Source organism: Inquilinus sp. Marseille-Q2685 (assembly GCF_916619195.1).
GTDB lineage: Bacteria > Pseudomonadota > Alphaproteobacteria > DSM-16000 > Inquilinaceae > Inquilinus.
Window position 1 is genome coordinate 1,177,730 of record NZ_CAKAKL010000002.1, and the last position, 11,998, is coordinate 1,189,727.

The 11,998-nt window shown below is 69.6% G+C and carries 11 protein-coding genes; 9 read left to right on the plus strand and 2 right to left on the minus strand.

Annotation, left to right across the window (positions count from 1 at the left end; all coding sequences use genetic code 11):
- Positions 1-65 precede the first annotated feature (65 nt).
- The 5 genes from LG391_RS14790 to garD all read left to right on the plus strand — a co-directional run bounded on the left by LG391_RS14790 (position 66) and on the right by garD (position 5,776).
- Complete coding sequence (locus LG391_RS14790) at positions 66-758, plus strand: FadR/GntR family transcriptional regulator (RefSeq protein ID WP_225768761.1); 693 nt, start codon at positions 66-68, stop codon at positions 756-758.
- A 122-nt stretch (positions 759-880) separates the two neighbouring features.
- Positions 881-2,206 carry an MFS transporter gene (locus LG391_RS14795; protein WP_225768762.1) on the plus strand — a complete coding sequence of 442 codons (1,326 nt, stop codon included), beginning with the start codon at positions 881-883 and terminating at the stop codon, positions 2,204-2,206.
- Positions 2,207-2,289: 83 nt separating this feature from the next.
- A complete protein-coding gene (locus LG391_RS14800; protein WP_225768763.1) occupies positions 2,290-3,240 on the plus strand; it encodes a LysR substrate-binding domain-containing protein in 951 nt (316 codons plus the stop codon).
- Positions 3,241-3,291: 51 nt separating this feature from the next.
- Complete coding sequence (gene kdgD, locus LG391_RS14805) at positions 3,292-4,230, plus strand: 5-dehydro-4-deoxyglucarate dehydratase (protein WP_225768764.1); 939 nt, start codon at positions 3,292-3,294, stop codon at positions 4,228-4,230.
- 13 nt (positions 4,231-4,243) lie between these two features.
- Positions 4,244-5,776: a galactarate dehydratase gene (garD, locus tag LG391_RS14810; RefSeq protein WP_225768765.1), complete on the plus strand. Its 1,533-nt coding sequence runs from the start codon at positions 4,244-4,246 to the stop codon at positions 5,774-5,776.
- A 4-nt stretch (positions 5,777-5,780) separates the two neighbouring features.
- Here garD and LG391_RS14815 read toward each other — a convergent pair whose 3' ends face one another.
- Positions 5,781-6,791, minus strand: a complete 1,011-nt coding sequence (locus tag LG391_RS14815) for a LacI family DNA-binding transcriptional regulator (protein ID WP_225768766.1) — start codon at positions 6,789-6,791, stop codon at positions 5,781-5,783.
- A 181-nt stretch (positions 6,792-6,972) separates the two neighbouring features.
- On the opposite strand from LG391_RS14815, the gene LG391_RS14820 reads away from it, so the two are divergent.
- From LG391_RS14820 to LG391_RS14835, 4 genes are all read left to right on the plus strand, one after another.
- The gene (locus tag LG391_RS14820; protein WP_225768767.1) at positions 6,973-8,319 is read left to right on the plus strand and encodes a sugar ABC transporter substrate-binding protein; all 1,347 of its coding nucleotides are present in this window, start codon (positions 6,973-6,975) and stop codon (positions 8,317-8,319) included.
- A gap of 382 nt (positions 8,320-8,701) precedes the next feature.
- On the plus strand, positions 8,702-9,643 hold the full coding sequence (locus LG391_RS14825; protein WP_225768768.1) for a carbohydrate ABC transporter permease: 942 nt from the start codon (positions 8,702-8,704) through the stop codon (positions 9,641-9,643).
- Positions 9,636-10,472, plus strand: coding sequence for a carbohydrate ABC transporter permease (locus LG391_RS14830; protein WP_225768769.1), 837 nt, complete (start codon positions 9,636-9,638; stop codon positions 10,470-10,472). Before LG391_RS14825 ends, LG391_RS14830 begins: the two co-directional genes overlap by 8 nt.
- Positions 10,473-10,495: 23 nt before the next feature.
- The gene (locus LG391_RS14835; protein ID WP_225768770.1) at positions 10,496-11,671 is read left to right on the plus strand and encodes a glycoside hydrolase family 172 protein; all 1,176 of its coding nucleotides are present in this window, start codon (positions 10,496-10,498) and stop codon (positions 11,669-11,671) included.
- Between the two features lie 5 nt (positions 11,672-11,676).
- Here the strand turns inward: LG391_RS14835 and LG391_RS14840 are convergent, their stop codons facing one another.
- On the minus strand, positions 11,677-11,991 hold the full coding sequence (locus tag LG391_RS14840) for a hypothetical protein (RefSeq protein ID WP_225768771.1): 315 nt from the start codon (positions 11,989-11,991) through the stop codon (positions 11,677-11,679).
- Positions 11,992-11,998: the final 7 nt, after the last annotated feature.

An 11,998-nucleotide genomic window follows, 5' to 3' on the forward strand; every position in this document is an offset into this window, starting at 1 on the left:
GATTTAGAGAAAGATTCTTTGGGCGCCGGCCGGCCGGTAGTGAGATCCTCGAGCGGCAGGGCAGGATGCCCCTTCAAGCGGTCGTCAATCGCAAACTCTACATCCAGATCGCCGAGCAGATCACGGCGCTGATCGAGTCGGGCGAGTTCAAGCCGGGGCGGCAGCTGCCCTCCGAGCGCGATCTGGCGCAGGAGCTGGGCGTCAGCCGCCCGACCGTGCGCGAGGCGCTGATCGCGCTGGAGGTGGCGGGGCTGGTCGAGGTCAAGGTCGGGGTCGGCGCCTTCGTCCGCACTGCAGCCCGGCCCGGCAGCCCCCTTCCCGAGGCCGACCATTCGGCACTGGAGATCATGCAGGCCCGGGCGCTGGTGGAGCCGGAACTGGCGGCTCTGGCCGCCCGGCACATCACCGCCGAGGGCCGGTCCGAGCTGGCCGGCATCGTTGCCGCCATGCGCGGCCAGACGGCGCGGCGGGGATGGGCGCCGGACTCGGACCGGGCCCTGCACCTGCTGATCGCCGAGCATTGCGGCAACCAGGCGCTGAAGGAGATCGCCCTGACCCTGTGGCGCGGCCGCGAGGAGGGGCTGAGCGCCGCCTTCCACCAGCATTTGTCGCGCCAGCCGGCCCTCTTGGACCGGATCATGGCCGACCATGACGGCATCGCAAGCGCCATCAGCGCCGGCGACCCCGACCGCGCCCGGGCGGCCATGGCCGCGCATCTGGACTATGTGCAGAAGGAGATGCTGGCGGTCTGGGACTGAGGCGGCCTTCCATGCCATTCCTGGATCGATCGATGCCCATTCGGAAATAGAACTGGATCGAACCGGCTCCTACGGTTCCGCCCGAGATCAAGGCTCGCAGAGCCGAAACCGGGAGGAACCCGATGGCCGTCACCGCTGCCGTCGACCGTGTCGCCAGGAGTCGCGTCCGCTATCAGATCCTTCTGATGCTGTTCGTGGTGACGGTGCTGAACTACGCCGACCGCGCCATCATCTCCGTCGCCGGCGCGCCGCTGTCCAAGGAGTTCGGCATCGACCCGGTGGCGATGGGCTACATCTTCTCGGCCTTCAGCTGGTCCTATGTCGCGGCGCAGATCCCGGGCGGCTGGCTGCTCGACCGCTTCGAGACCAAGCGGGTCTATGCGATCGGCATCCTGTTCTGGTCGGTCTTCACCTTCCTGCAGGGCTGGGCCGGCTTCTTCGGCGGCGGGGCCGCGGTGGTGCTGCTGTTCGTCTTCCGCCTCCTGGTCGGCGTGGCCGAGGCGCCGTCCTTCCCCGGCAACGCCCGGATCGTCGCCGCCTGGTTCCCGGGCGCCGAGCGCGGCACGGCCTCGGCGATCTTCAACTCGGCCCAGTATTTCGCACCGGTGATCTTCGCCCCGCTGACCAGCTGGATCGTCCAGGAATACGGCTGGCGCTGGGCCTTCTTCGTGATGGGCCTGCTCGGCATCGTCATTGTCTTCCTGTGGAACCGGACCATCCACGGGCCGAAGGAGCATCCGTCGGTGAACCGGGCGGAGCTCGACCACATCGCGCAGGGCGGCGCCGTGATGTCGATCAGCGGCGCCAGGACCGGCGCCACCGCCGCGCGCTGGAGCGATGTCCGGCAGCTGCTGGGCAACCGCATGCTGCTGGGCATCTATGTGGCGCAGCACTGCATCAACGTGATCACCTACTTCTTCCTGACCTGGTTCCCGATCTACCTGGTCAAGGAACGCGGCATGTCGATCCTGCAGGCCGGCTTCGTCGCCTCCCTGCCCGCCCTGTGCGGCTTCGTCGGCGGCGTGCTGGGCGGCGTCATCTCCGACCATCTGTACCGCCGAACTGGATCGCTGACCCTGGCGCGCAAGCTGCCGATCGTCGGCGGCATGCTGCTATCGATGACGATCATCGGCTGCAACTATGTCGACGACCCGGCGCTGGTGGTCGGGCTGATGGCGCTGGCCTTCTTCGGCAAGGGCATCGGCGCGCTGGGCTGGGCCGTGGTCTCCGACACCTCGCCGAAGGAGATCGCGGGGCTCAGCGGCGGGCTGTTCAACATGTTCGGCAACACCGCCGGCATCACCACGCCGATCATCATCGGCTACATCCTGCACGCCACCGGGTCGTTCAACGGCGCGCTGGTCTTCGTCGGCCTCAACGCCTTCGTCGCCATGGCCGCCTATCTCTTCGTCGTCGGCGAGATCCGGCGGGTCGAGCTGAAGCGGTGAAGGGGGCGATCCACCCCCTCCCCTTTCGCCTGCCACGGCAGACGGGGCAGTATCCGCCCCTCACCGCCGCGGGATTCGCACCGATGTTCGACCTGAACCAGCTGCGCTGCTTCGTCGCCGTCGCCGAGGAGCTGCATTTCGGCCGCGCCGCCGCCCGGCTGAACATGACCCAGCCGCCCCTGAGCCGGCAGGTGCAGATCCTCGAGCGCATCCTCGACGTCGCGCTGTTCGAGCGCACCAGCCGGTCGGTCCGGCTGACCCCGGCCGGGCAGAGCTTCCTGGCCGAGGCGCGGCGGATCCTGAAGCAGGCGGAGGGCGCGGCCCTGCTGGCCCGCCGCGTCGCCGCCGGCCAGGCCGGGGCGATCGGCATCGGCTTCACCGCCACCTCGGCCTACAGCTTCCTGCCCGACCTGGTCTCCGCCTGCCGCCGGCAGCTGCCCGATGTCACCCTGGTGCTGCGCGAGATGGTGTCGGGCGACCAGGTCGAATCCCTCGCCTCCGGCCAGATCGACGCCGGGCTGCTGCGGCCGCCGGTGGTGCAGGCCGGCACCGCCAATTTCCGCGTCGCCGAGGAGCGGCTGATGGCGGCGGTGCCGGCGGACCACCCATTGGCCGCCGCCCCCAGCCTGTCGCTGCGCGACTTCGCGGCGGCGCCCTTCATCATGTACGCGCCGCACGAGGCGCGGTACTTCCACGACCTGGTGATCGAGCTGTTCGCCCGCTCCGGCCTGCTGCCGGACTATGTCCAGCATCTCAGCCAGATCCATTCGATCCTGGCCCTGGTGCGCTCCGGCCTCGGCCTCTCGATCGTGCCCGAAGCGGCGCTGCAACTGCAGATCCGCGGCGTGGCGCTGCGGCCGCTCGACCTGGCGGCGCCGCGCTCGGCCGAGCTCTACATCGCCTGGCGGCAGGACAACGACAACCCGCTGCTGCCGCTGGTGCTCGACATCGCCCGCGACGTGGCGGAGCAGCATCGGCTGAACGATGCACAGAGCGCATCGATCGATCCAGCAATCGGGTTGGAGTGGAATTGATCCGGACGCTAGAACGGGGTCGATCTTGATTTCGACGTGGGAGGACGATGGATGGCCAGGATGACCCCGAACGAGATGGCGCAGCGGCTCGGCTCCGGCCTGCTGTCCTTCCCCGTGACCCCCTTCGACCGCGACAACGCCTTCGATGCGGAGCGCTACCGCTCCAACCTCGACTGGCTGTGCGGCTACGACGTCGCCGGGCTGTTCGCCGCCGGCGGCACCGGGGAGTTCTTCTCGCTGGCCCCGTCCGAGGTCGAGACCGTGGTCAGGACGGCGGTCGAGGAGACCCGCGGCCGGGTGCCGGTGATCGCCGGCGCCGGCTACGGCACCGAGATCGCGAGGCAGATGGCGGCTGCGGCGGAGAAGGCCAGCGCCGACGGCATCCTGCTGCTGCCGCCCTATCTGGTGCATTCCGAGCAGGAGGGGCTGGCGGCCCATGTCGAGGCGGTCTGCGCGTCGACCAGGCTGGGCGTCATCGTCTACAACCGCGACAACGCGATCGTGACCGAGGACACCCTGGCCCGGCTGTGCGAGCGCTGCCCGAACCTGGTCGGCTACAAGGACGGCATCGGCGACATCGAGCTGATGACGCGGGTCCATCTGCGCATGGGCGACCGGCTGACCTATATCGGCGGGCTGCCGACGGCCGAGACCTACGCCCTGCCCTATCTGGAGATGGGCGTGACCACCTATTCCTCGGCCGTGTTCAACTTCGTGCCGGAGTTCGCGACCAAGTTCTACGCCGCGGTGCGCCGCCGCGACCGCGAGACGGTCCAGGCGGGGCTGCGCGACTTCACCCTGCCGCTGATCGCGATCCGCAACCGCCGCAAGGGCTATGCGGTCTCGATCATCAAGGCCGGGATGCGGGGGATCGGCCGGGACTCGGGCCCGGGGCGGGCGCCGCTGCACGACCTGACCGAGGCGGGGATCGAGCAGCTGGCGGCCCTGGTTCAGGGCCTGGCGCGGAGCAGCTTCGCCGCCGCGGCGTAACGGGAGAGCGACGATGCCGGAGCCAGGAACGGCCGAAGCCCCCCGCACCATCCGGCTGCACGAGGCCGACAACGTCGCCATCGTGGTCAACTCCTTCGGCCTGCCGGAGGGCACGCGCCTTCCGGGCGGCCCGACCCTGCGGCAGTTCGTGCCGCAGGGGCACAAGGTGGCACTATCCGACATCGCCGAGGGCGCCGAGATCCGGCGCTATGGCGAGGTGATCGGCCGCGCCGCCCGGCCGCTCGCGGCCGGAGACTGGGTCGAGGAGGCGGCGGTGCTGGTGCCGGCCGCCCCGGCGCTCGACCGGCTGGAGCTCGCCACCCGGCCGGCGACGCCGCTGCCGCCGCTCGACGGCTATACCTTCGAGGGCTTCCGCAACCCCGACGGGTCGGTCGGCACCAAGAACGTGCTGGCGATCAGCACCAGCGTGCAATGCGTGGCCGGCACGCTGGATTTCGCGGTGAAGCGGATCAAGGAGCAGCTGCTGCCCCGCTTCCCGAACGTCGACGACGTGGTGGCGCTGAACCACAGCTACGGCTGCGGTGTCGCCATCAACGCGCCCGAGGCGGCGGTGCCGATCCGCACCCTGCAGAACCTGGCGCTGAACCCGAATTTCGGCGGCGAGGTGATGATCGTCGGCCTGGGCTGCGAGAAGCTGCAGCCCGAGCGGCTGATGCCGGACGGCATGCCTCCGGGCATCGTGCGCCTTCAGGAGGAGGCCGGCTTCGGCGCCATGATCGAGTCGATCCTGGGGATGGCCGAGGCGCGGCTGGAGGTACTGAACCGGCGCCGCCGCGAGACCTGCCCGGCCTCGGACCTCGTGGTCGGGGTGCAGTGCGGCGGCAGCGATGCCTTCTCCGGCGTCACCGCCAATCCGGCGGTGGGCTTCGCCGCCGACCTGCTGGTCCGCGCCGGCGCCACGGTGATGTTCTCCGAGGTCACCGAGGTGCGCGACGCCATCCACCTGCTGACGCCGCGGGCGGCGACCGAGGAGGTCGGCCGTGCCCTGATCCGCGAGATGGCCTGGTACGACGCCTATCTCGCCCGCGGCGAGGCCGACCGCAGCGCCAACCCGTCGCCCGGCAACAAGAAGGGCGGCCTGGCCAATGTCGTCGAGAAGGCGCTCGGCTCGGTGGTGAAATCGGGCACGAGCCCGATCGTCGACGTGCTGGCGCCCGGCGAGCGGGTGCGGAAGAAGGGCTTGGTTTTCGCCGCCACTCCGGCCAGCGACTTCGTCTGCGGCACGCTGCAGTTGGCCTCCGGCATGACGCTGCAGGTCTTCACCACCGGCCGCGGCACGCCCTACGGCCTGGCGGCGGCGCCAGTGATCAAGATGTCGACCCGCACCGACCTGGCCCGGCGCTGGTCCGACCTGATCGATCTCGACGCCGGGCGGATCGCCAGCGGCGAGGCGACGATCGAAGAGGTCGGCTGGGACCTGTTCCGTCTGATCCTCGACGTCGCCAGCGGCCGCGCCAAGCCCTGGTCCGACCGCTGGGGCCTGTTCAATGCGCTGACGCTGTTCAACCCGGCGCCGGTGACGTGAGGCGTCAGCCGATCACGCGGCAGGACTCCCGGACCACCAGCTGCGGCGCGAACACGTCGCGGACCGGCTCGGCCGGCGGCGGGCCGGCGAGGCGCGCCAGCAGGCATTCCACCGCCCGCTCGCCGATCGCCTGCACCGGCTGCACCACCGCTGTCAGCCGCGGCGAGAAGGCGGTGCTCCATTCGAAATCGTCGATGCCGGCGACCGACACGTCCTCCGGGCAGCGCAGGCCCTGCTCCGCGATCGCCCGCATCACCCCGATCGTGGTCAGGTTGCTGGTCGAGAAGATCGCGGTCGGCCGTGGCTGCCGCTGCAACAACGTCGCCGTGGCCCGCATCGCGGTCTCGATATGGAAGTCGCCGCAGGCGGCGAGATCCTCGTCGAGGGTGAGGCCGGCCTCGGCCACCGCTTCGCGATAGCCTTCGAAGCGCTCGGTCGAGATCGAGATTCCCGGCCGGCCGGTGACGATGCCGATGCGGCGGTGGCCGCAGCGGATCATGTGCTCGACCGCCAGCCGCGCCGCGGCCCGGTTGTCGACGGTGACGGAATCGAAATCGGCGAGGCCCCGCAGCGTGCGGTCGACCAGCACGGCCGGCATGGTGACCAGACGCCGGATCGCCTCGGCATTGCCGGGCTCGACCCCGCTCAGCACCAGGACCAGCCCGTCGGCGCGCTGGGTGCGCATCAGCCGCAGGTGGCGCAGCTCCTTCTCCGGGTCGTCGGCGGTGGCGCACAGCACCAGGGCATAGCCGGCGGCGTCGCAGGCCCGCTCGATCGTCGCGGCCAGCGCGGCGAAGAGAGGATTGGTGATGTCCGGGATCACCAGGCCGATGGTGCGGGTGCGGCCGGTCTTCAGGCTGCGCGCCACCCCGTCCGGGGCGTAGCCCAGCTCATCGATCGCCGCCAGCACCCGCTGGCGCAGCGTGGCACTGACCGGCGCCGTCCGGTTGATCACCGCCGAGACCGAGCCGATCGACACCCCGGCCCGGTTCGCCACATCCCGCAAAGTCGTCATGACGCCCGAAGCCGTTGCCAAGCCGCGAATCGGATGATAGCTTCTCTGAAACGTTTCAAACAAGCCGGCAGCAGCTGAATTCCGAAGCATCGGGGGCGGCGCTGCCGGACTGCGACATCGCCTGATCCGCCGGGCTCCCCAAGGGCCCAGGCCGACGCATCGCGACAAGGGGAGGACCGCCATGACCCGCCGCAACGGCACCACCACGCTCGGACGCCGCAAGCTCCTGGCCGCCGGCACCGCCCTGGCCGGGGGCAGCCTGCTACCGATGCCCTACCTGTCCCGGGCGCAGGCGCAGGAGGGGCCGCTGAAGTTCTGGCAGTTCTACGCGCCGGGCGGCGCCGTGCCCGGCCAGGTGCGGTGGTTCCAGGACACGGTCAAGGCCTGGAACGACAGCCAGGAGGTGAAGGTCGAGCTGGAATACATCCCGACCTCGCAATACATCAACGGCACCAAGCTGCAGACCGCCTTCGCCGCCGGCGAAGGGCCCGACATCTTCCTGATCAGCCCCGGCGACTTCCTGCGCTACCACAATGGCGGCGCGCTGCTGGACCTCGCCCCCTATGTCACGGCCGAGGCCCGCGCCGACTACTACGACACCGCCATCGCCACCCGGCTGGTCGACGACGGCCTCTACGGCCTGCCGATGGAGGTCGAGCCGATGGCGATCTACTACAGCGTCAAGGCCTTCAAGGAGGCCGGCCTCGGCGAGGCCGACATCCCGAAGACCTGGGACCAGCTGCTGGACGTCGCCAAGACGCTGACCAACGACCGGCGCTTCGGCATCCTGTTCGAGACCAATCCCGGCTATTACCAGAACTTCACCTGGTACCCGTTCCTGTGGCAGGGCGGCGGGGAGATCGTCGGCCCGGACGGCAAGAGCGGCTTCAACTCCGACGCCGCCCGCGCCGCGCTGAAATTCTGGCAGGACGCGGTCGCCCGGGGCGTCGCCCCGCGCAAGCCGCTGGGCTATGGCGCCAACGACATCGCCGCCAATCTCGGCTCCGGCTTCTGCGCCATGCAGAATGTCGGCATCTGGGGCATCAGCGCCCTGCGCAACGCCGACCCGAACTTCGACTACGGCGTGTTCAAGCTGCCGGTGCCGCCGGGCGGCCAGGACCGCACCGTGGCCGGCGGCTGGGCCTTCGTCGCCAACGCCAACGGCCGCAACACCGAGGCGTCGGGCAAGTTCTGCGCCTGGGCGCTGGGGTCGATGGAGCCGGGATCGGTGCGGCGCGTCGCCGACTGGTGCACCAAGGCCAAGAGCGACATGCCGCCGCGCAAATCGGCCTTCGCCGAGGCCACGGCCGCCCAGGCCTATGGCAGCGGCGCGATGAAGAGCTTCGCCGAGCAGGTGTTCCCGACCGCTCGCGGCGAGCCGCGCGTGCCGCCCCAGGTGTACAAGGCGATCTCCGACGCGATCCAGGCCTGCCAGCTGAACGGCGAGGATCCCGGCAAGCGCGCCGAGATGGCGGCGCAGCAGATCGACAGCTTCCTGGCCGGCTACGACGGCGCGCCGATCCTGTGAGCCTGGCGATGCATGGCGCTTCTGGACAGGTATCGACGTCAGGGCGTGTTGCCTCTCCCGCTTGCGGGACCGTTTCGGAACTCGACCACCTCCACCGACGCATATTTTCCACACTCCCCCTCCCCTCGCGGGAGGGGGTAGGGGGAGGGGGTTGTCGATGGCGAGAGCCGGCGTGGAGTTGGCCAGGATTTCCACGGGACGGTGGTGACGTTCGACATCAATTCCGTCGGCGCGAATACCCCTCCCCCTACCCCCTCCCGCAAGGGGAGGGGGAGGATCAGAGGATAGATCGACCCGAGCGGCAGCATCCTGAAACGGCCCCGCAAGCGGGAGAGGCAACGCGAGAGTGGAGGCTCCGAGACAGATGGCCGGCGACATGAGCATGGCCTCACGAGCAGCGATCCCGCATGCGGCGGGGCCGGCCAAGCGCCGCCGCCTCTCGGCCCGGCACCGGGAGTGGATCGCCGGCTACCTCCTCGTGCTGCCCGACGCGCTGGGCCTGCTGATCTTCGTCGGCGGGCCGATGCTGCTGTCGCTCAGCCTCGGCTTCTTCGGCGTCACCGGCTTCGGCGGCTACCGCTTCGTCGGCCTGGCCAACTACCGCCGGATGCTGGCCGACCCTCTGTTCCTGGAGAGCCTGAAGGTCACCCTGCTCTATGTCGTGCTGCTGGTACCCAGCCTCTACGCCACCGGCCTCGGCCTCGCGCTCCTGGTGCATCGGCACAGCCGCTTCTCCGGCCTGTTCCGGACCATGTTCTTCCTGCCGCACATGGTCAGCCTGGTGGTGGTCGGGCTGATCTGGCAGGTGCTGCTGATCGACAAGATCGGCGTGGTCAGCCGAGTCTCGGCCGCAATCGGCCTCGGCGGCCTGTCCTGGCTCGGCGACCCCAGCCTGGCGCTGTACGCCATCGTCGGCGTCAGCGTCTGGTTCCTGATGGGCTACTACATGCTGATCTTCCTGTCCGGGCTGCAGGACATCCCGCGCGAGTATCTCGACGCGGCGCGGATCGACGGTGCCGGGCCGGTGGCATCCTTCCGCCACATCATCCTGCCGCTGCTGCGCCCGACCAGCTTCTTCGTGCTGCTGGTGTCGACCGTCGCCGCCGTGGCGGGAGCCCAGACCTTCGACCTGGTCTATGTCATGACCAAGGGCGGCCCCGCCAATTCGACCTCGCTGGCGATCTATTACATCTACGAGCAGGCCTTCCAGTTCGGCGAATACGGCTACGCGGCCGCGATGGCCTCGGTGCTGGTGATCATCCTGCTGGCCTTCACCGCCCTCCTGTTCCGGGCCACGCGCGGCGGGCGCTTCGACTATGACTGACGCCGCCCTCCCCTCCCGCGCCATCCGCCCGGCCGGTACGGTCTGGTTCCTGGCCTCGGCCATTCTGGCGCTGATGACCGTGGCGCCGCTGCTGTGGATGCTGTCGATCGCCTTCAAGGGGCCGGAGGAGATCTTCGACCCCGGGCTGATCCCGGCGCGGCCGACCCTGGAGAACTTTCTCTACGTCTTCACCGAGGTCGATTTCCTGCGCTTCCTGCTGAACACTTTGGTCGTGGCCGGATCGGTGACGGTGATCGCCCTCCTGTTCCACTCCATGGCCGGCTACGCCCTGGCCCGGCTGCGCTTCCCGGGGCGGGAGGCGATCTTCCTCGGCATGTTCGCGACCTTCCTGATCTCGCTGCCGGTGATCATCGTGCCGCTGTTCATCCTGGTACGGCAGCTCGGCTTGGTGAACAGCTATGGCGGGCTGATCATCCCGGCGATCTTCAACGCCTTCGGCATATTCCTCTTGCGCCAGTTCTACCTGAACGTGCCGCGCGAGCTGGAGGAGGCGGCGTTCATCGACGGCGCCGGCCACTGGCGGGTGTATTGGAGCATCGTGCTGCCGCTGTCGCGGCCGATCCTGGCCGCCCTGGCGATCTTCTTCTTCCTGGCCAACTGGAACGCCTTCCTGTGGCCGCTGACCATCACCACCGACCCGAAGCTGTGGGTGGTGCAGGTCGCGGTCGCCAGCTTCCAGGCGCAGTACTCGGCCTCCTGGAACTACATCATGGCCGCCTCCACCGTGGTGGCGCTGCCGACCCTGCTGCTGTTCATGCTGTTCCAGCGGCAGATCGTGGAATCGATCAAGACGGGCGGCCTGAAATAGCCGCCGAGACGAGAGGAAGCCCCATGCAGAGCAATGCCGGATTGTCGCCGCTGCGCGGCCTCGCCAAGCTGCGCCAGGCTCGCACCCGCCGCTTCTCCAGCTGGGACCGCACCGGCGGCAACGACGACCGGCTGCACATCGCCCCGGGGGAGACGGTGACGATCGCCGAAACGTCGGGTGCGGGCGTGGTCACCCACATCTGGGTCACCATCAACTGCGCCAGCCGGCATGCCCTGCGCAAGATCGTGCTGCGCGCCTGGTGGGACGGCGAGGCCGAGCCCAGCGTCGAATGCCCGCTGGGCGACTTCTTCGGCATGGGCCACGCCCAAACCCGGAACTTCGCCAGCCTGCCGCTGCAGATGAGCCCGCAGGACGGCCGCGGCTTCAACTGCTACTTCCCGATGCCGTTCGGCAGCTACATGCGCTTCGCCGTGACCAACGAGGCCGAGCACGAGCTGCTGTTCTACTACTACATCGACCTCGAGCTGCACGACGCGCTGGAGGACGGCCTCGGCCGTTTCCACGCCCAGTGGCGCCGGGCCGCGCCGCAGCCCTTCGACGAGGCCGGCCTTTCCAACGAGGAGGTGCTGTTCGGCGGCGTCACCACCGATAGCGCGAAGAACCACACCATCCTCGACGCCGCCGGGCACGGCCACTATGTCGGCTGCCTGCTGAGCGTCTATTCGCTGCGCCGGTCGCGCAGTTGGGACTGGTACGGCGAGGGCGACGACATGATCTTCGTCGACGGCGAGCCCGGCATCTCCGTGCCCGATGCCGGCCGCAAGCGGCAGATCGCGGCCGAGGCGCCGCAGCCGGTGATCGCCGAACGGCCGGAGAGCGCGCCCGGCGCCAACGACGCCTGGCCGCCGACGCTGCACGGCACCGGCACCGAAGACTATTTCAACACCGCCTGGTGCCCGAACCAGGAGTATTCCGCCCCCTATCACGGCATCATCGCCGGCGGCGGCCCGAACTGGCAGGAGCCGGTGACGCTGTACCGCTTCCACATCGAGGATCCGGTGGTGTTCAAGCGGTCGATCCGCGTCACCATCGAGCGCGGCCACGCCAACCGGCGCGACGACGAGGTGTCGAGCACCGCCTTCTGGTATCAGGCCGAGCCGCACAAGCCCTTCCCGCCCCTGCCCGCCGTCGCCGACCGGCTGCCGAGTTTCCGCGCGCCCTTCGAGGAGCGCGGCTGACGCCGCTACGGCAGCCCGCGCGTCCCGGGGCTCGGATCGGCGTCGTCGACAGACGCTGTGCCACGCTCATTGGAATCCGCGCCCCAGGCCCGGGCTTCGGCCAGCACGGCCTCGTCGAGCTGGTCGGGCATATGCGCGCCCATCAGGCGGATCGCCTGGACCAGGGCCAGCACCTCACGGTCTAGGGTCGGCTCCGGCCCGTCGCCGCCGCCGATCAGCCGGGGCGGGATGCTGGCCTCGACCACCACGCGAATCCGCCCGAGGGCATCCCAGGCCTGTTCCGCCGTCCATCCGGCGCTCTTGTCGGAGTCCTTCGCCATGCGGGGA

Bases quoted from the DNA above. Each gene is read 5' to 3' on its own strand.
- LG391_RS14800 (WP_225768763.1), top strand. From the start codon at position 2,290: ATGTTCGACCTGAACCAGCTGCGCTGCTTCGTCGCCGTCGCCGAGGAG.
- LG391_RS14840 (WP_225768771.1), bottom strand. From the start codon at position 11,991: ATGGCGAAGGACTCCGACAAGAGCGCCGGATGGACGGCGGAACAGGCC.
- LG391_RS14835 (WP_225768770.1), top strand. From the start codon at position 10,496: ATGCAGAGCAATGCCGGATTGTCGCCGCTGCGCGGCCTCGCCAAGCTG.
- LG391_RS14830 (WP_225768769.1), top strand. From the start codon at position 9,636: ATGACTGACGCCGCCCTCCCCTCCCGCGCCATCCGCCCGGCCGGTACG.
- LG391_RS14790 (WP_225768761.1), top strand. From the start codon at position 66: ATGCCCCTTCAAGCGGTCGTCAATCGCAAACTCTACATCCAGATCGCC.
- garD (WP_225768765.1), top strand. From the start codon at position 4,244: ATGCCGGAGCCAGGAACGGCCGAAGCCCCCCGCACCATCCGGCTGCAC.
- LG391_RS14820 (WP_225768767.1), top strand. From the start codon at position 6,973: ATGACCCGCCGCAACGGCACCACCACGCTCGGACGCCGCAAGCTCCTG.
- LG391_RS14825 (WP_225768768.1), top strand. From the start codon at position 8,702: ATGGCCTCACGAGCAGCGATCCCGCATGCGGCGGGGCCGGCCAAGCGC.
- LG391_RS14795 (WP_225768762.1), top strand. From the start codon at position 881: ATGGCCGTCACCGCTGCCGTCGACCGTGTCGCCAGGAGTCGCGTCCGC.
- kdgD (WP_225768764.1), top strand. From the start codon at position 3,292: ATGGCCAGGATGACCCCGAACGAGATGGCGCAGCGGCTCGGCTCCGGC.
- LG391_RS14815 (WP_225768766.1), bottom strand. From the start codon at position 6,791: ATGACGACTTTGCGGGATGTGGCGAACCGGGCCGGGGTGTCGATCGGC.